Origin of the sequence: Bremerella volcania (genome assembly GCF_007748115.1) — a bacterium.
Taxonomy (GTDB): Bacteria; Planctomycetota; Planctomycetia; order Pirellulales; family Pirellulaceae; genus Bremerella; species Bremerella volcania.
The window spans coordinates 1668532-1690024 of record NZ_CP036289.1; the positions used below are offsets into that span (position 1 = coordinate 1668532).

The 21493-nt window shown below is 55.8% G+C and carries 19 protein-coding genes; 4 read left to right on the top strand and 15 right to left on the bottom strand.

From position 1 onward, the window contains the following. Positions 1-33 precede the first annotated feature (33 nt). The 4 genes from mqnE to ubiE all read right to left on the bottom strand — a co-directional run bounded on the left by mqnE (position 34) and on the right by ubiE (position 3564). Positions 34-1185: an aminofutalosine synthase MqnE gene (gene mqnE / locus Pan97_RS06745; RefSeq protein ID WP_144971354.1), complete on the bottom strand. Its 1152-nt coding sequence runs from the start codon at positions 1183-1185 to the stop codon at positions 34-36. Positions 1186-1302: 117 nt separating this feature from the next. Further along, the gene (locus Pan97_RS06750) at positions 1303-2211 is read right to left on the bottom strand and encodes a UbiA-like polyprenyltransferase (protein WP_144971355.1); all 909 of its coding nucleotides are present in this window, start codon (positions 2209-2211) and stop codon (positions 1303-1305) included. Then, on the bottom strand, positions 2204-2857 hold the full coding sequence (locus Pan97_RS06755) for a UbiX family flavin prenyltransferase (RefSeq protein WP_144971356.1): 654 nt from the start codon (positions 2855-2857) through the stop codon (positions 2204-2206). The genes Pan97_RS06750 and Pan97_RS06755 overlap by 8 nt, the downstream gene beginning before the upstream one ends. Further along, on the bottom strand, positions 2854-3564 hold the full coding sequence (ubiE, locus tag Pan97_RS06760) for a bifunctional demethylmenaquinone methyltransferase/2-methoxy-6-polyprenyl-1,4-benzoquinol methylase UbiE (protein WP_144971357.1): 711 nt from the start codon (positions 3562-3564) through the stop codon (positions 2854-2856). The genes Pan97_RS06755 and ubiE overlap by 4 nt, the downstream gene beginning before the upstream one ends. A gap of 240 nt (positions 3565-3804) precedes the next feature. Here ubiE and rpmE point away from each other — a divergent pair, with 240 nt between their 5' ends. From rpmE to prmC, 3 genes are all read left to right on the top strand, one after another. Then, positions 3805-4035 (top strand): 50S ribosomal protein L31, encoded by a 231-nt coding sequence (rpmE, locus tag Pan97_RS06765; RefSeq protein ID WP_144971358.1) that lies wholly within the window; start codon positions 3805-3807, stop codon positions 4033-4035. A 128-nt stretch (positions 4036-4163) separates the two neighbouring features. Then, entirely contained in the window at positions 4164-5240 is a 1077-nt protein-coding gene (gene prfA, locus Pan97_RS06770) for a peptide chain release factor 1 (RefSeq protein ID WP_144971359.1), read from the top strand. 52 nt (positions 5241-5292) lie between these two features. After that, complete coding sequence (gene prmC / locus Pan97_RS06775; RefSeq protein ID WP_196782303.1) at positions 5293-6174, top strand: peptide chain release factor N(5)-glutamine methyltransferase; 882 nt, start codon at positions 5293-5295, stop codon at positions 6172-6174. A gap of 12 nt (positions 6175-6186) precedes the next feature. On the opposite strand, the gene Pan97_RS06780 is transcribed toward prmC, so the two are convergent. From Pan97_RS06780 to galE, 4 genes are all read right to left on the bottom strand, one after another. Next, positions 6187-7476: a sensor domain-containing diguanylate cyclase gene (locus Pan97_RS06780; RefSeq protein WP_144971360.1), complete on the bottom strand. Its 1290-nt coding sequence runs from the start codon at positions 7474-7476 to the stop codon at positions 6187-6189. A gap of 115 nt (positions 7477-7591) precedes the next feature. Continuing rightward, positions 7592-8614 (bottom strand): 3'-5' exoribonuclease YhaM family protein, encoded by a 1023-nt coding sequence (locus Pan97_RS06785; protein ID WP_165698642.1) that lies wholly within the window; start codon positions 8612-8614, stop codon positions 7592-7594. 78 nt (positions 8615-8692) lie between these two features. After that, the gene (locus Pan97_RS06790; protein ID WP_144971362.1) at positions 8693-9913 is read right to left on the bottom strand and encodes a lysophospholipid acyltransferase family protein; all 1221 of its coding nucleotides are present in this window, start codon (positions 9911-9913) and stop codon (positions 8693-8695) included. 39 nt (positions 9914-9952) lie between these two features. After that, positions 9953-10936 (bottom strand): UDP-glucose 4-epimerase GalE, encoded by a 984-nt coding sequence (galE, locus tag Pan97_RS06795; protein WP_144971363.1) that lies wholly within the window; start codon positions 10934-10936, stop codon positions 9953-9955. Positions 10937-11118: 182 nt separating this feature from the next. Here galE and xerD point away from each other — a divergent pair, with 182 nt between their 5' ends. Next, complete coding sequence (gene xerD, locus Pan97_RS06800) at positions 11119-12060, top strand: site-specific tyrosine recombinase XerD (protein WP_144971364.1); 942 nt, start codon at positions 11119-11121, stop codon at positions 12058-12060. A 34-nt stretch (positions 12061-12094) separates the two neighbouring features. Here the strand turns inward: xerD and Pan97_RS06805 are convergent, their stop codons facing one another. The 7 genes from Pan97_RS06805 to Pan97_RS06835 form a co-directional block, all read right to left on the bottom strand. Continuing rightward, positions 12095-12598 carry an ExbD/TolR family protein gene (locus tag Pan97_RS06805; RefSeq protein ID WP_144971365.1) on the bottom strand — a complete coding sequence of 168 codons (504 nt, stop codon included), beginning with the start codon at positions 12596-12598 and terminating at the stop codon, positions 12095-12097. A 17-nt stretch (positions 12599-12615) separates the two neighbouring features. Beyond that, complete coding sequence (locus Pan97_RS06810) at positions 12616-13065, bottom strand: ExbD/TolR family protein (RefSeq protein ID WP_144971366.1); 450 nt, start codon at positions 13063-13065, stop codon at positions 12616-12618. Positions 13066-13110: 45 nt separating this feature from the next. Further along, the gene (locus tag Pan97_RS06815) at positions 13111-13923 is read right to left on the bottom strand and encodes a MotA/TolQ/ExbB proton channel family protein (protein WP_144971367.1); all 813 of its coding nucleotides are present in this window, start codon (positions 13921-13923) and stop codon (positions 13111-13113) included. A 246-nt stretch (positions 13924-14169) separates the two neighbouring features. Next, complete coding sequence (locus Pan97_RS06820) at positions 14170-15186, bottom strand: tetratricopeptide repeat protein (RefSeq protein WP_144971368.1); 1017 nt, start codon at positions 15184-15186, stop codon at positions 14170-14172. 74 nt (positions 15187-15260) lie between these two features. Next, positions 15261-18431, bottom strand: a complete 3171-nt coding sequence (locus Pan97_RS06825; RefSeq protein WP_144971369.1) for a tetratricopeptide repeat protein — start codon at positions 18429-18431, stop codon at positions 15261-15263. 262 nt (positions 18432-18693) lie between these two features. Beyond that, positions 18694-20769 carry a vWA domain-containing protein gene (locus Pan97_RS06830; protein ID WP_144971370.1) on the bottom strand — a complete coding sequence of 692 codons (2076 nt, stop codon included), beginning with the start codon at positions 20767-20769 and terminating at the stop codon, positions 18694-18696. A 64-nt stretch (positions 20770-20833) separates the two neighbouring features. Next, positions 20834-21334: an RNA polymerase sigma factor gene (locus Pan97_RS06835; protein ID WP_144971371.1), complete on the bottom strand. Its 501-nt coding sequence runs from the start codon at positions 21332-21334 to the stop codon at positions 20834-20836. Positions 21335-21493 lie beyond the last annotated feature (159 nt).

Sequence of the window (21493 nt, forward strand, 5' to 3'; positions counted from 1 at the left end):
CCATTATGCGAAGAATTTCCATCGGGGGTCAACTTAACCCACTTCCAGCGGCTCGCCAGTTGTCCACTGGGACATGTTTTGCGGGTCGCGGATCACGCGGTTGTAGACGGTGTCGCGTTCGACCGGTTCTCGGCCAGCTTCGACGATCAGACGCTGGATGTCTTCGACCGACATGACTTCCGGGGTGGTGGCTCCTGCGTCGTGGTAGATCAGTTCGTGACGCACGGTGCCGTCGATGTCGTCAGCTCCGTACGACAGGGCCGTTTGGGCCGTACCGATGCCGAGCATGATCCAATATGCTTTGATGTGCGGGAAGTTGTCCAGCATCAAGCGCGAGACGGCCATCGTTCGCAGGTCCATCATCACCGATGGCTTTTTCAACTTTTTGAGTTCGGCCAGTTCGGTGTTGTCGGGGTGGAAGGCCAGCGGGATGAACGTTTGGAAACCGCCGCTGACGTCTTGCGTTTCTCGCAGACGAATCAAGTGGTCGACGCGATGATAGGCGTTCTCGATGTGGCCGTACAGCATCGTGGCGTTCGTCTTAATGCCCATCTCGTGCGCGGTGCGATGGATTTCGTGCCACTTGCCGGTGTCGGCCTTGTGTTCGCAGATCTGATCGCGAACCTCGCGATGGAAGATTTCGGCACCGCCGCCTGGCATGCTGCCGAGGCCAGCGTCACGCAGCACTTCCAGCACTTCGCGAACCGACTTCTTAGTGAGGAACTCGAACCAGTTGATTTCGACGGCAGTCCAAGCTTTGAGGTGCAGCTTGGGGAATGCGTCGTGCAGGATCTTCACGACGTTGACGTACCAGTCGAACTTCTTTTGGTGATGCAGACCGCCGACGATGTGCATTTCGGTGCAGCCGTTGTCGACTGCTTCCTGGCCGCGGGCAAGAATCTGCTCGTCGCTCATCAGGTACCCGCGTGGGTCGCGGAGGTCGGCCCGGAACGCGCAGAAGTTGCAGCGATAGACACAGACGTTGGTCGGGTTCAAGTGCGTATTGATGTTGTAATACGCGTAGTTGCCATTCTTCCGCTCGCGTACCATGTTGGCCAACTCAGCGACTTCGTTCAGCGGAACGTCGTCCTGGTACAGGAACACCCCTTCGTCCAGGTTCAGGCGTTCGCCATTCTCGACCTTCTTACCGATGGTATCCAACGAAATCTTGTCTGCTCGAATCATTCCAGGTCGCTTGGCTCAGTAATAAGGGAGAGAGTCATCTGATGTTGTAGGAACCGCACTGCCGGCGCGATTCTTAACGTTTATGGTCGCGATTTGAGCGTTCTACCGCAAGGTGGGTCAGTTCCAAAGGAGATCGATGCTGGTAAACGCCAGCACGCCAATTCCGATGATCGTATTCACATTGAAAAACGCCAGATTCACCTTCGACAAGTCATTCGGACGAACCAAAGCGTGTTCATACAAGAGTAGTGCGGCGACGGCGGCCAGGCCTATCCAGTAGATGATGCCCAGCGACGACGCCGTAAAGGGCAGGGCCGCGAATGCCAGCACGGCCAGCAAATGGCTGACCGCAGCAATCCGTAAAGCTCCTGGTACACCGAACTTAGCTGGTACGCTGCGCAGCTTGGCATCGCGATCGAATTCGGCGTCCTGGCAGGCATAGATGATGTCGAAGCCGGCCACCCAAAACAAAACGCCCAGCCCCAGCATCAACGCTGGCAGGATATCGGCCGGGTGCGAAAGGACCACTTCGCCTCGAATCGCCACCCAGGCACAGATAGGGGCCAGCATCAACGAAATACCAAGCCAATAGTGGGCCAGCGAGGTGAACCGCTTCGTGTAGCTGTATCCGCACAAAAAGGCCAACACCGGCACTGATAATGCCAGTGGCAGCCAGTTCGGCCAGAACAACAGTGTTGATGCCACGAATCCGATGCTGCAACCGACGGTGAACAGCACGACGCTTTGCACCGAGAGAATGCCGGCTGGCAGGTGTCGCGTGGCGGTCCGTGGGTTCTCGGCGTCGATCTTTCGATCAACCAACCGGTTGAAGGCCATCGCGGCGCTGCGGGCAAAGACCATGCACAGTACGATGCCCAGGCCTGCCTGCCAGGTAATCGCGACCGTTTCCCCTTCCGGAGCCGGCAGGCACCAGGCCATGATCGTCGCCAATAGGGCAAACGGCATGGCGAAGACCGTATGGCTGAAGCGGATCATTTCCAGAATGTGACGAAGTCGCTCAGGCATCTTCTCCCCAGCGTTGCATCAAAGCGTGTGGTATTTCTAACTGATCCAATATCCGAGCCACCATGAAATCGATCAAGTCGTCCAGCGAGTTCACCCCGTGATACCAGCCCGGCATGGCCGGCATGACGACGGCCCCTGCTTCGGTGGCCCGTTTCATGTTGTCGATGTAACCCAAGGATAGGGGCGTCTCTCGTGGCACGAGGATCAGCTTGCGGCGTTCTTTCAGATGGACTTCGGCTGCCCTTTGAATGAGATTGTTACACGTACCACCCACAATGCCAGCCAGCGTGCCGCCAGAACAAGGGCACACGACCATCCCGGCCGAACGAGCCGAACCACTGGCCATGGGAGACATGAAGTTGGTGTAGTGGTAGTACTGAAAGTCGCCAGGCTTGTCGGCCTCGTTCAGTTCAATCGTTTCGAGCAGCCGCTTGTCGTTGGCGTTGACCGTCAGGGGAACGAGCGTTTCGGGATCGAAGTTATCGAGTTCCAGACGAATGCCCATTTCCTGCTGCAAGACGATCTTCCCTGAAGGGCTGATCGAGAGCTGGACGTCGTAGCCACTATGATGCAGCACATTCAGAAGCCGCTTGGCATAGACGGCCCCGCTTGCTCCGGTGATTGCCACGACAACGGGCAGGCTCATTTCGTCCCCACGTACAAAGTTGCGACACCAAAAGTGAATGGCTTGAAGAAGACGTCCTTCAGGCCAGCACTGCGCATCCGCTCGGCCAGTGCTTCTCCATGGGGGAATTCACCGACGCTGTCCGGCAGGTATTTGTAGGCATCTTGCTTGTTCTTGGCCAAGGCCTGACCGATGCGGGGAAGAATGTTCTTGAAGTAGAACTGGTAAACACCCCGAAACGGCTGATAGCGGGGCTGCGAGAATTCGAGCACCGCAATCTTACCGCCAGGGCGACAAACGCGGGCCATTTCTTTCAAGCCTAGGTCGGTATCGGCAACATTCCGCAGACCGAACGCGACGGAGACGATCTGGAACGTGTCGTCATCGAACGGGAGGTGCTGCGTGTCGGCCTCTTGGAAGCGAACCTGGCCGTTGATGCCGAGCTTTTGCTTCTTGACCTCGCCCACCTCGAGCATTTCGGGGCAGAAGTCGGTCGCTTCCACTTGAACCTTACCCTCGGCTGCTTTGTAGTAGGCCAGGGCCAGATCGCCGGTGCCGGTGCAGACGTCCAGGATGGGACTGTCGCCAGTCGGGGGGACGATCTTGACGGTTCGCCAACGCCAGTACTTATCGATATTCATCGACAAGAGATGATTCATGCGGTCGTAGTTGCCCGCAATTTCCGAGAACATCTGCCGAACGCGTGTCCCCGATTTATCGATCGCCATGCGTGGTTGGACCTGAATTGACTTAAACCTAAGGGGTGAAACTATTTAATTTACCGGAATTGTTACTATCTGGTAACATCCCATGCCCGATGAATCGCATTCCTTGGGTATGCCAAAGGTTAGGGGGTATCTGCGATTGCCGATTTGGCATGGGAACTCTATAATCGTAGGTTTTCCAGCACATCAAGGGAACGGACCGGCGCAGGGCTCGTCCGCGAACTTGCCACGGAGTGAAGGTCAATGAAAGAAAACATCCACCCCAAATACAACGAAACCGTCGTGAAATGCGGTTGTGGCAACTCGTTTACCACGCGAAGCACCCGGAAGGAAATCGTGGTCGACGTTTGTAACGTGTGCCATCCTTTCTACTCCGGCAAGGAACGCTTCGTCGACTCGGGCGGCCGTATCGAGAAGTTCAAGAACAAGTTCGCCGGCAACTACGCAAGCCTGTCGAAGAAAAAGAAGAAGTAGCTTCTTCCAGTTTGAACGTCATCATCACGCGAGTTTCCTGGTATTGGGGACTCGCGTGTTTTCGTAGAATCCCGCAATCGGCCTGACCTCATTTCCCCAGTCAGGTATCACTCAGGACGAAGCCTCTCATGCGCGAGATTTTGGAAGAAAAGCTTGCTCGCTTCGAGTTTCTCGAAAAGCAAATGAGCGATCCGGACGTGTTGTCGAACTCGTCCCAGATGGCCAACGTCGCACGCGAACACGGTTCGTTAGCTCGCGTTGCCACGCGCTACCGGCAGTTCAAGGACGTCGTCAGCGAGATCGAGGACGCGCGGGAACTGATGGAAGGGGATGACGCCGAGATGGCCGAATTGGCCGAAGCCGATCTCGTCGACCTCAAAGCCAAACGCGAGAAGATCTGGCGCGACCTGCTGGACATGACCATCGGCGGCGAGGATGCCGATCGCGATAAAATTGTGCTCGAAATACGCGGTGGAACCGGTGGCGACGAAGCGGCACTCTTCGCTCGCGACTTGTATGAAATGTACAAACGCTTCGCGGAAACCAAGAAGTGGAAGTACGAGATCATGGAATCCAATCCGACGGAACTCGGTGGATTCAAGGAAGTGATCATTTCGGTCCACGGCGATGGCGTCTACCGAGAGATGCAATACGAAAGCGGCGGCCACCGCGTGCAGCGCGTTCCGGAGACGGAAACCAAGGGGCGTGTCCACACTTCGGCGGCGACTGTCGCGGTGATGGCCGAACCGGAAGAAGTGGAATTCGACCTCAGCCCCGATAGCTACACCGTCGAGCGTTACGCGGCCAGTAGCGGTCCCGGTGGGCAGCACGTCAACAAAACGGCGTCGGCCGTTCGTTTGATTCACCAGGAAACGGGCGTCATCGTTCAGTGTTGTGAAGAACGAAGTCAGCACAAGAACCTGGATCGCGCTTTGCGTCTGCTCAAGACGAAGTTGTACGATAGCCAGCGTGAAAAAGAAGCGAAAGAGCGAGCCGATACGCGAAAGAGCCTCGTCGGATCTGGCGACCGCAGTCAGCGTATCCGAACCTACAACTTTCCAGAAAACCGCATCACCGACCATCGCATCAATCTGACGTTGTACAAGCTCGATCAGGTCATGGCCGGGCATCTCCAGCCGGTCATCGATGCGTTGATCGATCACGATCGCGAACAGCTTCGCGGCGAGATGGGAGATCTCGACTAAGCCGCGAACCTGCCGTCGATCCCAACTTTTACTTCAAGGCGAATTTGCCCTCATGTCGACTGCCGAAACATGGACGATTGGCCGTCTCTTGAATTGGACGACGGAGTACCTGGAATCGAAGGGGAGTGAAGAGGCACGGCTCGAAGCGCAACTGATGCTGGGTCATGCGTTGGCATGTCCCAGAATTCAGCTTTATACCCGGTTCGAGGAGGTCGTCGACGACGAGAAGCGAGCCAAGTTTCGCGAACTGGTCAAACAGCGGGCTGCCGGCAAACCGGTCGCCTACGTGCTGGGAACCAGCGAATTCTATTCGATGGAATTCGTCGTTACCCCGGACGTACTCATTCCACGCCCAGAGACGGAACACCTGGTGATCGAAACGCTAGATCTTCTCAAAGGGCGTTCCAAAGACGAATCGGTTCGCATTCTCGACATGGGGACCGGCAGCGGGATTATCGCCGTCACCATCGCCAAGCAGGCCCCCCAAGCGAATGTGCTGGCGACGGACGTCAGTGAGAAGGCGATCGTCGTCGCCAAACAAAATGCCGAGAAGCACGGCGTGAGCGAGCGGGTCGAGTTTGCCGCCGGCGACCTGTTTCAAGCGGTGCCAAGTGGATCATCGTTCGACGTCATCGTCAGCAATCCGCCGTACATCGCCCAATCGGAACGTCCGTTGATGGATGCTCATGTCATCGAGCACGAACCCCACGGCGCTTTGTTCGCCGACGAAGAAGGTACTTCCGTCTTGCGAAGAATTTTGGAGGAAGCCGCCAGCTTTCTGAAGCCTGGCGGATGGCTGCTGCTGGAATTCAGTCCGATGGTTGCCAAGCGTGTCGCCAAGATTGCCGAGGAAACCGGTTTCTACGAGCGAATATCGATTGGCAAAGATCTCGCCAAGCTTGATCGGTATTTGATTGCGAAGAAGGCGGCCTAGCCTGGCGGGTTATTACTGGATGGTAATGACCTTGTCACGGATCGGATACGTTGGTGGATCGATTGGCTGCGGGCCCTGTCCTTCGTCGATGAACGTGCGATTCCGTCCATTCTTCTTTGCCGTCCGCAGCGAAGTCATCGCTCGGGTAAACAGCTTGGGAACCGTGTCGTCTGGCTTGGCTTCAGTGACGCCGGCGCTGATGTGCAGTTCGAGTTCTTCACCATCGTACTCGAAGACGGTGCCGTCAATCGTCTGGCGGATGCGTTCGACGGCACTGGTCGCTCCGCGAGGGCCTACGTCGCCGAAGAAGAGTACGAATCGCTGGCCTTCCAGACGCATCGCATACTCAAAGCCGCGTTCCGAGCGGACACAGTCCGCCAGGTATTTGCCTACCGCCCCGATGATCTTGTCCCCCGCTTCGGTGCCGAGGCGTTCGTTGAACTTGCGAAACTCGTCGATATCGAGCGCGGCAATGCTCAGCGCGCGTTCGCGACGAATATCGTCTCGCCACCACTCAAACAGTTGGCATTCGAGACCAGTTCGATTCTTCAAACCCGTTAACGAGTCTAACTTCATGCCCTTGTCGACCGTCCCCAGACGCTTTTCTGCTCGCAATACGGTGACGATCGTTTCGGTCATCTTGTCGCGTAGGTCATGGCAGAGATCGATCAGGCGGGCGATTTCCAATACCAGCTTTCGGCAGACATCGTTCAGGTTGTCTTGGAAGTCGATTTGCTGCAGATTGCTGAGGGTCGTTTCGATTTGGGCCGTTTGCTCGAACAACGTATCGCAGAGGCGACTCCCGATGTCGGCGTAAGCGCCAAGGCCTTCCTTGCTGCTGTCTAAGTGTTGAGAGGCTTCCGCTTGCTTGTCTAGCCAGTCGATATTGACGGTATCCAATTGCTCGGCAATTCCATGCAGTGCATCCTCCGTCGGTTGGTACCATGTCTCGCGCAGCTGGTTTTCGATTTCGACCAGGCGGGCTCGGTACTTGCCGATTTCCAGACGAAGAACTTGAGCGGAGGCTTCCACCAGGCTGTTGGCGACGATGGCCTCTTCTTCCAGGGCCGAAAGATATTCGTACGGAATGACTTCTTCCGGTTCGGGCCGTGACTTTTCAGACTTGGGCGTGTTGCTGTTCTGGTCGGAGACAGTTTGGTTCTCGAATTCGTTGAGAAAGACCTCAGCGGTCTCAACCGAGACGATGGAAGGCTGACTTTGAATCAATTGACGAACGCGCACCGCAGCGCAGAATCCGATCAATAGATTCGCTCCGATCATCAACAGAAGAAACAAAAACATCCAGTCAGCCCCAGCGTGTTCGAACTACCCGTTACCAACCAACCGTTGGATGGGTCACGTAAACGTAGGCTACGCTAAATGAATGTCGAAAAGCGCAGTCGAAAAAATTTGACGATTATGACGGGTTTTCCGATTGCGATGGCAAATCCCCCCGGTAGACGCGTCGCCCAAACGGGTTGCTTTTTGGCACGAAGGGATCCCCATCATCCTGCTGCTGGCATGCCTTGGCCAGTCGAAAGATGTTTCCGTCGAGTTCATCCGCCCAGTAGATCAAGTTAGCCTCCCAGGTCATCGGAGGCTTGGGGCTTCCGTTGGCAGCCGTTCCTTGGTGACTCACAACGAGATGTTCCAGGCGAAGCAACCAATCCGCGTTCAGATCAATTCCAAGTTCGCGAGCGGTGTCTCGTACCAGATCGCGTCCCAGTATGAGGTGCCCTATCAGTTCACCGGGGGAAGTGTAGGCTGTATTCGCGACTTCTTCGTCCAACTCCAAGAGCTTGCCGATGTCGTGCAGCATGGCTCCGGCGATGGTCAACTGCCGCGTGATCGGATCGCGCAAGGAAGGATGCTGGCCGCGATAGGTGTTCAGCAGGTAGAGAACATTCTGGGTCACGCTGTAGACATGCTCCAGGAAACCGCCGGCGTACGCATGGTGGTGATGTAGTGCGCCAGGTAACGCTTCGATACGCTGCCGATGATTCTCAAAGATTGCCGTGACCAGGGAGTGAAGCTCTGGGGTAGCGATCTCTTGATCGACCAAGTCCAGCAGGTAATCGAACAGCTCTTGCGTGTCCGCCTCGGAAGACGGCTGGCAGGTCGCGGGATCAAAGCCGCTTTCGTGATCGCTCTGTTCTACGGGGCGGAGACGTTTTATCTCGACCTTGCCTCCATGAATCGTCTCTTGGAAAGTGCCTCGGATCTTATAGAAGTGGCCAACCGTCCATTGGTCACGGCAAGCTACCTCGTGAGGTGATCCTTCCCAGATCGTCGCGGCGATATTGCGAGTGCGATCACGAAACTCAAGTAAGTAAAACGGACGTCCTTGCCGCGTCAGCCGGCGGTCCTTCTGGAAAAGTTGAGCGAAGAAATCGGCATCTTGGCCGTGCTGCAGCTCTGCTAAGCGGTCGACTTGAATCACTGAACGTCCCTCAAACAGTATCCTGATGGTGGATAGTAGAACCCATCTTATGAGGGGGCGAGGCGGATTCCAAGCGAATTACTCGCAGCCGTAGATTTTCGACTCGGTGGAGAGTTCAGTCATTTTGGCCTGGAGTTGGTATCGCAACTGCGACATCAGCGGATCTTCGTCTCCCTTCGGGCGCCGCTCGTCGGTGACCAGTATTGGCTCGTCGACGTCGATAATGACTTTCAACGCGCCGTGGACGGTTGTCTTGTCCTTCAGGTCTTCTTCGTATCTCTCGACCGTTTCCAGCAGGCGGTCGATGCTCGGGTAGTCTTGCAGATAGTTCGGAATGTAACACGAGATCTGCTGCGCGACATAGATGTCTTCCAGTTGCATCCATCGCCGCGATCTCTCTTCGGGCGAGAGTTTCCCCTCGATCATGTCGGGTAGCATGCGTGAGCGAAGTGCTTTGATCCGTGGCATGATGTTACCGGTCGATTCGACCCGCAGCCATTCCTTTTCCAGCGGATGCAGTATGCAGTCAATCAAGCGCGAAGTGCGGGTCGCCATGTCGTCGCCGGAATGGGCACGCCCCGAATAACGAATTTCCTCAAGACAGAACAGCCCTTCGCCCATGCGTTCGACGCGTTCGAGCAGACGCAGTTCCTCGGACGTTCGCCAGCCGAGACGTTGTTCGATTTCGTGCAGCACCGGGCGGACGGTCGCGTCGATATCTCCCTGAAAGACGTATTTGATGCCAATCGGGTGGATTACCGTGTCGCCGCGACCTTCCTTAATTCGCCGCTTGGCTGCGGAACGAGCGACGAAAGCGACTCCATCCAAGAGCGGGTGGACGTAATCATTGGTACGTGTCGTTGAACCTTCGGGAAACACGACCAGCGGCCGATCGGCCTCGACCATCGCATCGACTGCCGTGGCCAGGGACTTGCGATCGACCCCTTCGCGATAAACGCTGAAGCCCCCCATGACGCGAATGGCCCACGCTTTGAACCACCCTTGGTTGAAGAGATGCCAACTGGCCATCGAATAGAGATTGCAATCGACTTCTTTCGCCAGAAAGCCCAACACCAGTGGGTCGGACATACGGGAATGATTGGGAGCCAAAAGGATGCCGTGCTTGGCATCAAGCGACTTCTTCAGGCGATCTGCGCCGCGAACCTCGTAAGACTGAACGCCTTCAAAGTATTGGAGATACTTGCCGTAGAGATTGAATCGTTGAATGAACGCAGGCCAACCGGTTCCGCGATGCGGCGGAACAAATCGGTATGGCTTTTCAATGATGATATTCTGCATAGGTTCGCGGAAATCTTTTCGGACTCGCCGCATTTTCTGCTATTGGGCAAACCCGTGAGGATGCGATTGATGCCATCGCCAGGCAGTTTCAATCGTTTCGCGGACGTCCATGTACTTTGGCTGCCAGTTAAGAATTCTATGAGCCTTATCCGCGTTGGCTACCAGGGCAGGGGGGTCTCCCTCGCGTCGGGGGCCAATTTCTGCAGGAATATCCATACCAGTGACTTCTCGGCACGCCTGGATGATCTCTTGCACGCTGACGCCGCGCCCCGTTCCCAGGTTGAGTTTCAGGCAATTGTCAGCTGTAATCTGCTGCATGGCCGCCAAATGCGCATCGGCCAGGTCGTCGACATGGATGTAATCGCGAATGCAGGTTCCATCATCGGTGGGGTAATCGTCACCGAAGACACTGATCGACTCGCGTTGTCCCAAAGCGACCTGCAAAACCAAAGGAATCAAGTGCGACTCAGGCGAGTGGTCTTCGCCGATGTCTCCATCTGGCGATGCCCCGGCGGCATTAAAGTAGCGAAGCGCTGCGAATGCCATCCCGTATGCGTGAGCGTAGTCCTCGAGGGCACGTTCGATCGCCAGCTTAGTGAACCCGTAAGGATTTACGGGGGCCTGAGGAAAGCTCTCGTCGATGGGCGAAGACGCCGGAATGCCATAGGTGGCGCATGTGCTGGAAAAAACAATCCGCGACACATCGGCAGCCCGCATGGCATCGAGCAGGCTCAGCGTACCGATCACATTGTTCTGATAGTACTTGGCCGGGTTGGTGACCGACTCGCCAACCAGGGCGAACGCCGCGAAGTGGATTACCGATTCTATGTTGTATTCTTTCAAGGTGGCGGTCAACTTCTCGCCGTCGTGAAGGTCGCCAACCACCAACGGAAACTTGCCGACCGCGCCGCGATGACCAGCAGATAGGTTGTCGTAAACGACGACGTCATGTCCTTCGGCCGCCAGTTTTCGGGCGGTGTGAGAACCGATATAGCCTGCTCCGCCGGTGACAAGAACGCGCATCTTCTTTTCCTCGAATGCCTTAGCCAAAAAAAGCTGGGAACGCATTTGCCACGATTCTGTCGCATTGCGTCCCTATGATCAATACGACCTGAATCTTCGTCAGCAACGTACAACGGCCCCGGCCGTGTGCCGAAAACACCTATACGGTGGATAGTCTCTCCTAAAATTAGCTTGGGATCTCGATGCCCCGAAAATTAAAACTAAAACTCAAACGGCCGCTGCCCCAACCGGAAGGGGAGCGAACCGAGCGGCTGATCGCATCGATGGTGATGTATTTGACCAACGAATGCCATCTTTCGCCCAATACCATCCAAGCTTATTCGCGGGATTTACAGCGATTTAGGACATGGCTGGGGACCAACAATCCCACGACGCTGACCATCGCCCAGCTTTCCGACTACGTGGCATGGCTCCACTCGCAGAACCTGGCCCCTGCGTCGGTGGCCCGGCATATCATCTCGCTGAAGGTCTTCTTCCGTTACTTGCAGTTGGAAGGGATCATGCAGGACAACCTGGCAGAACTGCTTGGTTGTCAGAAGCTATGGCAAAAGATCCCTTCAGTGATCCCCCCCTATCAGATCGACGACTTCTTAACGGCTCCGTGGAGCGAAGACCTTTACTGGCGGCGAGATCGTGCCATTTTGGAAGTCTTGTACGCTTGTGGCTGCCGAGCCTCGGAGATCGCCGGACTCGATACAAAAAACGTTCACTTGAATGAAGGACATTGCCGCCTTCACGGTAAGGGGAACAAGCAGCGGATCGTCCCGCTTGGCAAAAAAGCGATCGCGGCGTGTCTGCAATACCTGGAAAAGGAACGTCCCAAGCTGGCTGCACGCGGCTTCGATTCGCCGGCGTTCTTTCTCACGCGAACCGGTCGACCACTGCGACGTGAGGCGATCTGGGAACTAGTCAAGAAGTATGCCCGCCGTGCCGGGATCGACCCGGCGGTAAGCCCTCACACGCTACGGCATAGCTTTGCCACGCACCTGTTGGCTGGCGGTGCCGATCTTCGCCAGGTGCAAGAGTTGCTCGGACACGCGAGCATCGCGACGACTCAAATCTACACGCATGTCGATCAGACGCGCCTAAAAAAAGTTCACGCCGCGTTTCATCCGCGAGCGTGAACTTTGCGTAAGTCGAGTTGAAGGGCAGGGGGAGTTAACCACCGGCCCCAGGAGCGAACTTGATCTTCTCGATCAGTTTTTGCACTTCGCCTGTCTTCGGATCAATACGGCCAGTCACCGCCGTGATGGCTTCAATGACGTAGGTGTATTGAAGCTGATAATCGGCATCGATTTCGATTTCCGATTCTTCCTGGGCCGAACTCGGACCGTCGGCCACCCCAATTTGCTCGACGATCGCATCCTGCAACTGAGCGAACTTTTCTCGTGCGCTTCCGCTGAAGGAGGTGTTGTTGAGAGCCACCGACTGCAGGGCGCCATTTGGGCCGGCACGCAGCTTCAGCTTCATGGGAACCTGAAGGCTTGTGCTGGGCGCCCCTGCCGCTGCCTGGGGCATGTTGATGTTGAAGTCCCCTTCCATCGCGACGATTTTGAACGTCATGATAAAAAAGACGAGGAGCTGAAACACGATGTCAATCATCGGCGTCATCGGCACTTCGATCTTTTCGCGTCCGTGGACTTCGTTCTTGCGAAGTTTCATGAACCTAACCGTAACCCTTAATTGGGAGCTTCTTCTTTAGCCCTGAGGGCGAACTTTTCAAAACCGACGTCCTGGCAAAGCTTGATCATCTCTTGCACTTTGCCGGTGGCGACACGGCCATCGCCACGAATGATGACAGTTACGCTTTTGGCACCGCCGGTTTCCGCTTTGAAGTCGTCAGCAATTTGCTTCTCGACGACCAAACGTTGCCGCAGCGCATCCATCGTGTAGTCGTTGCCATCGAAATACGCCAGACCATCCTGGTACATTTGCAAGGTGATGGCGTTTTCAAAGGGAACTTCGGGCGGCTTCGCCAGTTCACTCTGCGGGAGCTGAATCTTCTTGTTTTGATCGGCCTGGGTAAAGTTGATCAGCACCATGAAGAATGCGATCAACTGAAACGTCATGTCGATCATCGGGGTTAGGTCCCCTTCGAGCATCTCCCGTTTATTCTTTTTGATCTTCATTAGCTACGTCTTTTCGCGAAAGAGATCACACGGATTAAAGGGAGACTACTTGCCGACGTTCTGGAAACGGCTCATCAGACCTTCGCTGGTGATACCAACTTCCAACGCCAAGCGATCGACGCGGTTGCGAAGGATGTTGTAGGCGGCAATCGCAGGAATGGCCAATGCCAAACCAACCAGCGTGGTGAACAGAGCGGTCGAAATACCGTTGGCCAGTGCTGAAGCGTCTGGCGTACCACCACTACGGGCGATCACGCTAAACGACTGGATCATCCCGTCGACCGTACCGAACAAGCCGATCATCGGGCTGAGCGTACCGATCAGAGCCAGGTAGCTTAGACGGTGGTCGAGCTTCATGTTCTCTTCTTCGCCCACTTCCTGCATCGCTTCGATGGCTTTGTCGTAGCCTTGGGAGACCTTTTCCAGACCGGCCGAAAGAACCTTACCGAGGAACGACTCGTCTTCCTTGGCCATGTCGTAGGCCTCTTGAACCTGGTTCTCTTCCAGACAGGCCTCGAAGCTTTCAACCAGGGCCAGCGGAACGACGTTCTCGCGGCGGGCATTCATGATGTTCATTACCAGCAGGGCCACGAACACGATCGAGATCACCATGAAGATCCAGAAGTAGTAGCTCAAAGCGGTGTAAACCCACTCGAAGACCGTTTTGGGGGCTTCGGCTGGAGCGGTCGTATCACCGTTGCCTACGGGTTCAGCATCGGCTGGTTCCGCTGCTGCTGGCTCGGCGTCGGCTGCGGCATCTTGGGCAGTGACTGCCTGAGTGGTCAGAAAAATACCCAACATCAAGGCCACAGAAGCCACGCAGAGGGACAGGGAAAACGCTTGAGATCGACGCAACATTGGGTTCTCCAGACTTTGGCGAATATCTGAGCTATGTCTTGGTGGTTTGGTTAAGCAATAAGAAACGGGTTTGACCTGCACTTGTACTCAAAAACGAGCGAAGGAAAGGTCTTGTTTTGAAGGGAATGGTCGACGAGATGGACTCGTATTTTAGTTGGGTAATTTCCCCTCGAAAAGCATCTGCACCGATAGTTTGCCGACGTTTTCGGGCAAACTCTCCCTTTTAATCGCACCAGCCTGGGTGAATTATTGCCGATTAGCCCAAATGCTGCCGGGGTAGCGGTCATTGAGCAAGTTTCGTGCATCGGTGGCCTGATCGGGATCGTTCAGGTCCTTCCAGATGTTGGAAAGGTAATACAACGCCTCGGCGTGAATTTCCGGATCGGTGTAAAAGAGGATGTCGGTGTGCAGGTAAGCCAGAAGCGCTTCTTTCGGGTTGCTTTGCTTCAGATGGCAGAGCCCCAAGGCGTTGTAGGCACGGCCGAACAGTTCTTTGTCATCCGGGTCGGCATTGTCGACCACTTTCTGAGCGAGCGTGATTCCCTCGGCAGGCTTGCCGCTGGCAGCCAAGGCTTTGGCTTTTCCGACGGCGGCAAAGCTCTTTTGACGGGCAGCACCCGAAACGGTCGCGTTGGCCGCCATCACTTCATCGAAGTTCGCGATCGCTTCGGCTGTTTTGTCCTGGGCCAGCAAGGCTCGACCAGCCAGGACCTGGGCAGACATGCGATAATCGGGCCAAGGAGCGGACTTCAAACCACCGTAGTACTTGGCGGCCGAAGCGTAGTCACCACCACTAACAGCGAGATCCCCCAGCATACGGGCAACGTCGTAGAAGTGGAAGCTGTTGGAAGAACTGGTCGCAAAACCCAACAGTGCCTGTGCGGCCTTTTGACGATCGCCGGAACCAGCCAAGGCCAGCTTACCCATCGAGTAGGCACGCAGGAAATCGATCTCTTGCTTGACGAGTTCGTTATTGCCCCCTTCGACCCCTTGCAGCTTGTCGATTGCGTCAGCGAACTGACCGTTCTGGACCATTCGGCGGGCCGTCTTGACGTCGAACGGTTCTGCGTCGAGTGCGATTTCAACGATCTCGTTGGTGGGAATCTCGACGTTCGAGCCCCCTTTGCTCAGTTGGACGGCATCTTTGGTTGCGCCAACGATGGTGCCCGTTTGAGCGCCGCTGTCGGTGCGAACCGAATCAGCCAAGAGCGGTCCACCGGCGACCAGCGCCATGGTGACGGCTTGTAAGAGAATCTGACGCATTGTTTATCACTCCTCGAATAGATCGATCATTTACGGGAATCGTTTGGGAAAAGAGGTCCTGACTTTCGGACAGCTTAGGAACTTGGCTTGTCCAGGCCTTTGGCCTCACCGGTCAGGTCCTTTTGAATCTTTCGCATCAGCGTATCGAATTTCTGGAACCACTCGGCACCTCCCAGGCTCGGGTCAAACGACTGCGTGGAGGTAATGTCCTTGGCGGCAGCGGCCAGGTATTGATCTTTCTTGTCTTTGCTCGATTGAGACAAAGCAAATTGGTAACGGCAGGCCGCGAGGTAATAGCGACACTCAAAGAACGTTTCTTTGAAGGGCGAGGGGTCAGCACCGGCTTGGGCGTAGCGTGCCAAAATGGCCTGCAAACGGCCCCAGCCCCAGATCACGTTCTGTTTGTTTTCCGGATTGGGTTGAGCACCCATCAGGGATTCGTAGAAGGTCTTCGAGTCGCCACCGTTGAGTCCCCACATGTAGTAGGTCTTTGCGGCTTCCACTTGCACGTTGACCATCATGTTCTTTTCCTTCAGCACATCGGTGAAGGTGGTGATGGCCTGCTGGTAGTCGCCGATTTCACGCTGGGCCATGGCGATACGCACACGAACTTGCTGAACGAGTGCTGGGTTCAAGGAACCACTGCCAGACTTGTCGATGATCTGCTGATAAGCGGCGATCGCCTTGTTGTAGAAGCTCTTGGTGTCTCCGTTGAAACTTGGATCTTCCGAGAAGCTTTGCCCCAGGTTATAGAACGTTTCACCCACCCAGTTCAGAACATTAGGCTCGGTGCTGGACTCGGCGACGCGGTTGAGGAACTTCTCGAACGCCCCTGCCAAAGCCACCTTCGATGCTGGGTTGGCGTTATCCAACTGCGTTTTCAGGTCGTTGGCAAGCGAGATGTAAATCGCCACCAATTGCTTCTGACTATCGGCATCGTTACCTACCAGGCTCTTGAGCTGCGCCATGGCCTTCTCGGCATTGGCCATAAGCGCCTCGGTCTTCGAGGCATCGGTCGTGTTGGGGAGTGCCGAAATGTAGGCTCGGACGGCAGCCTTGTAGATCAACTGGTCGACGCCTGGTCGTGTGGCGGCTGGGTTTTTGTTTTCGACCAGATTCATCAGGCCGACGTTCTTCTTTTCTAGTAGCTGTACCGCCTTTTCAGGCTCGCCGATGTCGGTGTAGACCTGGATCAGGGACAGCGCACCAAGCACATAGCTGTAATCGGGGTCATCCCCCTGGTACGAGTCGACCCCAGCCGAGAGGATGCTTTGCGTCTTGTCCTTGATGGCGGCAAGTTGCTCTTCGGTGGGAACTCCCTTGGCGTCAGGATTGTCCTTGGCTTCACGACGCAGGGCATTTCCACGAAGGAAGAGGTTCCAATACGTCTGACCGACCTTCAACTGGGCATCCGCTTTCGCCGCGGTCCCGTCAGAAATTTTGGCAACCGACTTTTCGGCAGCTTCCAGCATGGCTTTTTGTTGATCCCAGGATAGCTCTTTCGAGCTTGCTTGTTGAAGTTGGAAGCCGATCAACGCCAGTAGTGCCTGACCGGCTTCTTCGGAATCTGGCCATGTCTTGACCATGAAGTCGGTCGTGTCTTGAACCAGGCCCAACTCGAACGAGCGATTGTCGGCCGGGGCGTCCTCGAACAGTCGCAGGGCACACGCCAGGGCCATTTTCGCACATGGCCTGGCACTAGGGCTGTTGGGATAACGCTGAGCGACGAAGGAAGCACGAGCATAGGTCTGCCAGTAGTCCCCATCTTGAAAGCCCAGGAACGACAGGAAGTACTGTACGCCGTTCACTTCGTCCGAAGGCGTGTCGCGGTCGGCCAGTTGCAGGGCCTGCTGGAACTTGCCTTCCGCTTTGCGAAACGTTTCATCAACGATTTTCTGGTCGGCTTCGATCTGGCTGGCCAATTGGTCTTTGGTGGCCTTGTCCTTGGTGGCCTTCATGTCGGCTTGCATCTTCTTCACCGCGAAGCTTTGGGTGTTGGCTTCGGTGATAAGATCGCGCCCAGCGGTGACGGCTTCTTCAAAGGTCTTCGCTTCGGACTCGTCTTGAGCAACGGCATCCTCCCCTTGCAGGTCGGTGCGGATTTGCAACGCCTCTTTTTGGAACTCGCTCGGATACTTGGCGACGTCGACAGCCAGCTTCAATGCTTCGCGGCGGCTTTCACCTCGCTGCTTATCCTTGTTGTCGCGGCCGTCGGCATCCTTCTTGTAGGCTTTGGCGACAATCAACTTGATGTTCAGCCAATCTTCGTCCCGTTCCTGGTTGGCTCGTAGTTGCTGGCTTGCCAGCCACGGGGCGATGTCCTTTAGGACCTTGGCTTGTTCGTCCTGCTTCACCCAGATTTCGGCCAGGCCGATCGCGGCTTTCAGTTTGACCTGCCGGAATTGTTCCGGCTGATCGCCCAACAGCATCAGGTCGTCGACGTAGATGGCGATTGCTTCCTTCGATTTGCCCAGGGCCTGCTGAGCTTGAGCTTCGTACAAACGGGCATACAGACCAGCCAGACGCGACTTATACTTGCTGTACGTTTCGCCGAACTCCTTGGCTGCCTGTTCCAGTTGCTTCTTGCGATCTGGATTATCTTCGGGAAGGGTCTTGGCCATCTCGAAGAGACAGTTCGAAGCGAGCAACTGCGTTTGGATGTAAGAGGCCCGCATTTCATCGCGAAACGCGATCTTGGCGGCATCCTTCGACGGATCGAGCACCTTGGGTAATGCGGTCAGTGCTTCACGAATCTGTTTGTTGGCGTCTTCAAAGACTTTCCGCGCTTCTTCGTAGCGTTTGTGAGCCGTGTCCAGGAGGGGCTTCTTGTCAGCCGGCTTTTCCTCGCGACGTGCTCGGGCTTCCGCCAGACGAGCCTGGTCAGACAGGACATTGCCGCGTTGAATCGTCGCATCGATCACACGATCGCTTTGCGGGTTGGCTTTGAGGAACTTGGCCAGGTTCTCACCGGCAGCAACTAGCAGTTCCTCACGCGAGTCAAGATTCGCACTTCGGCGAGCCGATTCGATCTGAGCCAGTGCCTTGCGGTAGTCGAGCGTCTTCTTGACGTCGTCCGACAGCCCTGGATTGTTGGCCATCGACTCGATGTACCAGATCGCTTGCTCGTGGTACCCGCGTTGCAAAAGGCCATTAAAGAATTCGTCGAACGGTTCTTTGGCCGTCGTAATCGACGAAAACGCCAAAAGAAGGCCGGTAGCGAGCAAAATCTGCTTGGTAATCCGCATTGATTCTATCCTCAAAGACAAGGCGAAACCTCTACCCGGACGAAGACTTCTCGGTGGTAACCGGTGCCGACAGGCAAGCTCGATTGTGAAGGCGAAAAGGCTGATTGTCCACATCCAATACGAGCGCAAGCCCCTGATGGTTGCGATCGTACAGATGCTCTCAAGAAGAGATGGGGGAGGAGGTGCTGTTCCTTTTGTCAAATGATCGGCCCAACCGTAACGATTCACGGCTGGCCGTATTCGGGTGAACTTCCATCCTGACCTAATCATGCAGGCTCGGCAACAGGACTTCCAGTCGTGGGTAGCTCGCATGTTGCCGGATTGCAGGATTCAGGGTGGAAGTCCAATTATCTAATTCATCGATCGTGTTACCACGTCGTCTTGAAAAGTACGAATTCTGATATAAGGCCAGGCATTGCTGGGTAAGCTGTGCTGCTTGCAACGATAACGGAGATGCCTGCCAAGACGAAGCAAATTGGAGGCGACTCACTTTCTGCACCGACTTTTGCTTCTTGCCTTGGGTATCGTGCCAGGTCAGCTCAATCGTCGCGATGTCGTTGGGACCGTCCTCAGGGAGAACCAATTCCAACAACAGCGTGCCACTTTCAAGTGCGTGAAACTCGCGTGTGTCGGAGGTGGATACAAAATGACCACCTTCCGGCTGATATCCAATCAGTCGATACTGGGCGACCGACTTTTCGTTCCAGTTGACCCGAACGCTCGGATTGGTGCCGATCAGGGTCGATGCCCCGTGAATCTGCTGATTCAAAATGCGGCCAAGTCGTTGCAGTGAGTTGGTTACCTGCCAGTTGCCCACGCCCTTCAGGGCAGTCGGGACAGGGACGAGGGACGCGTAGTTCTCGTCTTCGAGTTGAATCCAACTGAAGGCAATGCCCTGCTGCGAAGCATTCTCAATCAGGGGGCGAAGTTGCTGATTGGTTGCGGCGTCAAGTGCGGGGAATCGATCGGAAAGCACGACCAGCGAGCGGCGAATATCGCCGAATCCGGCCTTGGTCAGCGAGGTTGCCGAAGCGAAACGAATCCCTTCGGCAAGATTCGAGGGGCTGCCTGCGTCGATCTGGTCGAGTGCGGCAAACCATTCGTCACGATGCTGACTGTTAGCATCATCGATCAAGACGTAGGGAACATCGGACATGACGACCAAGGTGGCGGTGTCGTGCGGCCGGAGGTGCTCGATCATCTCGCGCAGGGCGATCTTGACGGGCAGCCAAGTTTGCCGGGCGTGTTGCCGGGAATCAGGAGGCGTAATCGCCACAGTGAGGTGAACCGGAGCGCGATTCTTGGGATCGGTCGAACCAGCTACGATTCCGATTTCCAGGAGTTGCGTGCCTGCTCCGGCAAACACCGCTGGACCGGCTGCCGTGCGAAGTTCGATCTGGTTCGGCTGAGCCGGCACGTAAAACTTGCCGGTCGCGGCGAGCCACTCTTCCGTGCGGGCGTTTTCCAGTACCTCAGGTGAAAGGGGGTTCTCGGAAAAGAGGCTATTTTCAAAGCTCTTCTGAGACCCGGTTACCGGCACGCTCGTCGATCGTATCGAAGGATGCTGTGGCGAAGCAAACGGGTGGGCAGCTTCCCGCAAGAGGAATTCTCGATCGTACGCTTGCGACTCAGGGAAATAGGAAACGGCGCCGGCCGCCGGCAGTAACAACTGAGGGCGACCGTGCATCGAATCAATCATGGGGTTCGCACCCAGCGGCTGCCAACGCATCAAGAATGTGTTGGCGAGAAGATCGTCCGGCAATTCTTCTGAAAGAGATTTGATTCTCGGAACGTCCACTTGTGAGACCTGCGTTTCTGGCGGGGGTACTTCGGTGATCACCGGCCAGAAGGGTTGCATGTCGGTCAGAGGGCTCAGTTCCGGGGTCTCCGTATGAGCGTCGATTTCGGCCCCGGTCGGGCCAAGCCATTCGAGTGCCAGAGATCGCTCCGGGCGACTATCTGGAACCGGGATGACCGATACCGGGTCGTTCTTTGCGATATCCGTCTTCCAGTTAAGCTGCCACACCCAACCCATGCCAAATGCGACGAGTAAGGTAGCTGCAATCGTCCACAGGGCAGCAGCCCAGGCAATGGGAGAACGGCGACTTGCGGCACTACGCTCGCGAACGTTTCGAGTAACCAGCGCCTGCGAGGCGGCAATCTCGTGAAGTTGATCGGTAAGACCGGCGGGAACCTCAACGGCAGACAACTCACGATCGAGGGCTGCGTCGATCTCGGCAGCCTCGGGGATGCACTTGAGCCGGGCAACGAGATCAGTCGGCACGGCGACCTCTCGCAGTTGACGGTCAAGTTCGTGATCGTGGTCGGAAGGGTTCACGGTGAAATCGGTTGGTTGTAATGCTGGTATTGGTGTTATTGATAGGTACTGTCGTGCTGAATGATCAGGATGACAATCGTGTGGATAATTCTAGATGAAGTTTCTTGCGAGCACGACTCACGCGGGAAAGGACCGTTCCCAGGGGAACTTTCAGCAGGTCCGCGGCCTCCTGGTGGGTCAGTTCGCCAACGACCACCAACAGAATTGCCTCACGAAGCTCTTCCGAGAGACACTGTAAAGCAGCCTGCATCTCGTCGCTGAATCCTTGTTCCGGTTCAACGGGTGCGACCAATTCAGGGGTGGTCTCATCGTGGTCGGAAAGGGGCATTGGCTGCTTTTTGCGACGCCATCGGTCGACAACACGACGACGGAGAATAGCAATCAGCCAGGCTCGCTCTCCCTTTTCTGCGTCAAATCGATCGCGGCTGTCCCAAACCGATCGGAAAGCGTCCTGCACCACGTCCTCGGCATCATGGCGATTACCCATCAAACGATAGGCAACGCGATAAAGCGTCGGGCCATGCTGGTCGACCAATCGGTGAAACTGCTCGGCGGAAAGAGCCAACGCAAACTCCAGAGAAGAACTGAATGAACGATTCCTGCCAGGTGGGAGCCAAGCAAGAGGCTGTCAATCAACTCCTCCTAACTAAGGATTCGTAGGCAACGAATTGGATTATTCCCAGAAAGGGGAGCGTATTTCGAGATAAAACCCATGATACCATAG

Bases quoted from the DNA above. Each gene is read 5' to 3' on its own strand.
- mqnE (WP_144971354.1), bottom strand. From the start codon at position 1,185: ATGATTCGAGCAGACAAGATTTCGTTGGATACCATCGGTAAGAAGGTC.
- Pan97_RS06750 (WP_144971355.1), bottom strand. From the start codon at position 2,211: ATGCCTGAGCGACTTCGTCACATTCTGGAAATGATCCGCTTCAGCCAT.
- Pan97_RS06755 (WP_144971356.1), bottom strand. From the start codon at position 2,857: ATGAGCCTGCCCGTTGTCGTGGCAATCACCGGAGCAAGCGGGGCCGTC.
- ubiE (WP_144971357.1), bottom strand. From the start codon at position 3,564: ATGGCGATCGATAAATCGGGGACACGCGTTCGGCAGATGTTCTCGGAA.
- rpmE (WP_144971358.1), top strand. From the start codon at position 3,805: ATGAAAGAAAACATCCACCCCAAATACAACGAAACCGTCGTGAAATGC.
- prfA (WP_144971359.1), top strand. From the start codon at position 4,164: ATGCGCGAGATTTTGGAAGAAAAGCTTGCTCGCTTCGAGTTTCTCGAA.
- prmC (WP_196782303.1), top strand. From the start codon at position 5,293: ATGTCGACTGCCGAAACATGGACGATTGGCCGTCTCTTGAATTGGACG.
- Pan97_RS06780 (WP_144971360.1), bottom strand. From the start codon at position 7,476: ATGTTTTTGTTTCTTCTGTTGATGATCGGAGCGAATCTATTGATCGGA.
- Pan97_RS06790 (WP_144971362.1), bottom strand. From the start codon at position 9,913: ATGCAGAATATCATCATTGAAAAGCCATACCGATTTGTTCCGCCGCAT.
- galE (WP_144971363.1), bottom strand. From the start codon at position 10,936: ATGCGCGTTCTTGTCACCGGCGGAGCAGGCTATATCGGTTCTCACACC.
- xerD (WP_144971364.1), top strand. From the start codon at position 11,119: ATGCCCCGAAAATTAAAACTAAAACTCAAACGGCCGCTGCCCCAACCG.
- Pan97_RS06805 (WP_144971365.1), bottom strand. From the start codon at position 12,598: ATGAAACTTCGCAAGAACGAAGTCCACGGACGCGAAAAGATCGAAGTG.
- Pan97_RS06810 (WP_144971366.1), bottom strand. From the start codon at position 13,065: ATGAAGATCAAAAAGAATAAACGGGAGATGCTCGAAGGGGACCTAACC.
- Pan97_RS06815 (WP_144971367.1), bottom strand. From the start codon at position 13,923: ATGTTGCGTCGATCTCAAGCGTTTTCCCTGTCCCTCTGCGTGGCTTCT.
- Pan97_RS06820 (WP_144971368.1), bottom strand. From the start codon at position 15,186: ATGCGTCAGATTCTCTTACAAGCCGTCACCATGGCGCTGGTCGCCGGT.
- Pan97_RS06825 (WP_144971369.1), bottom strand. From the start codon at position 18,431: ATGCGGATTACCAAGCAGATTTTGCTCGCTACCGGCCTTCTTTTGGCG.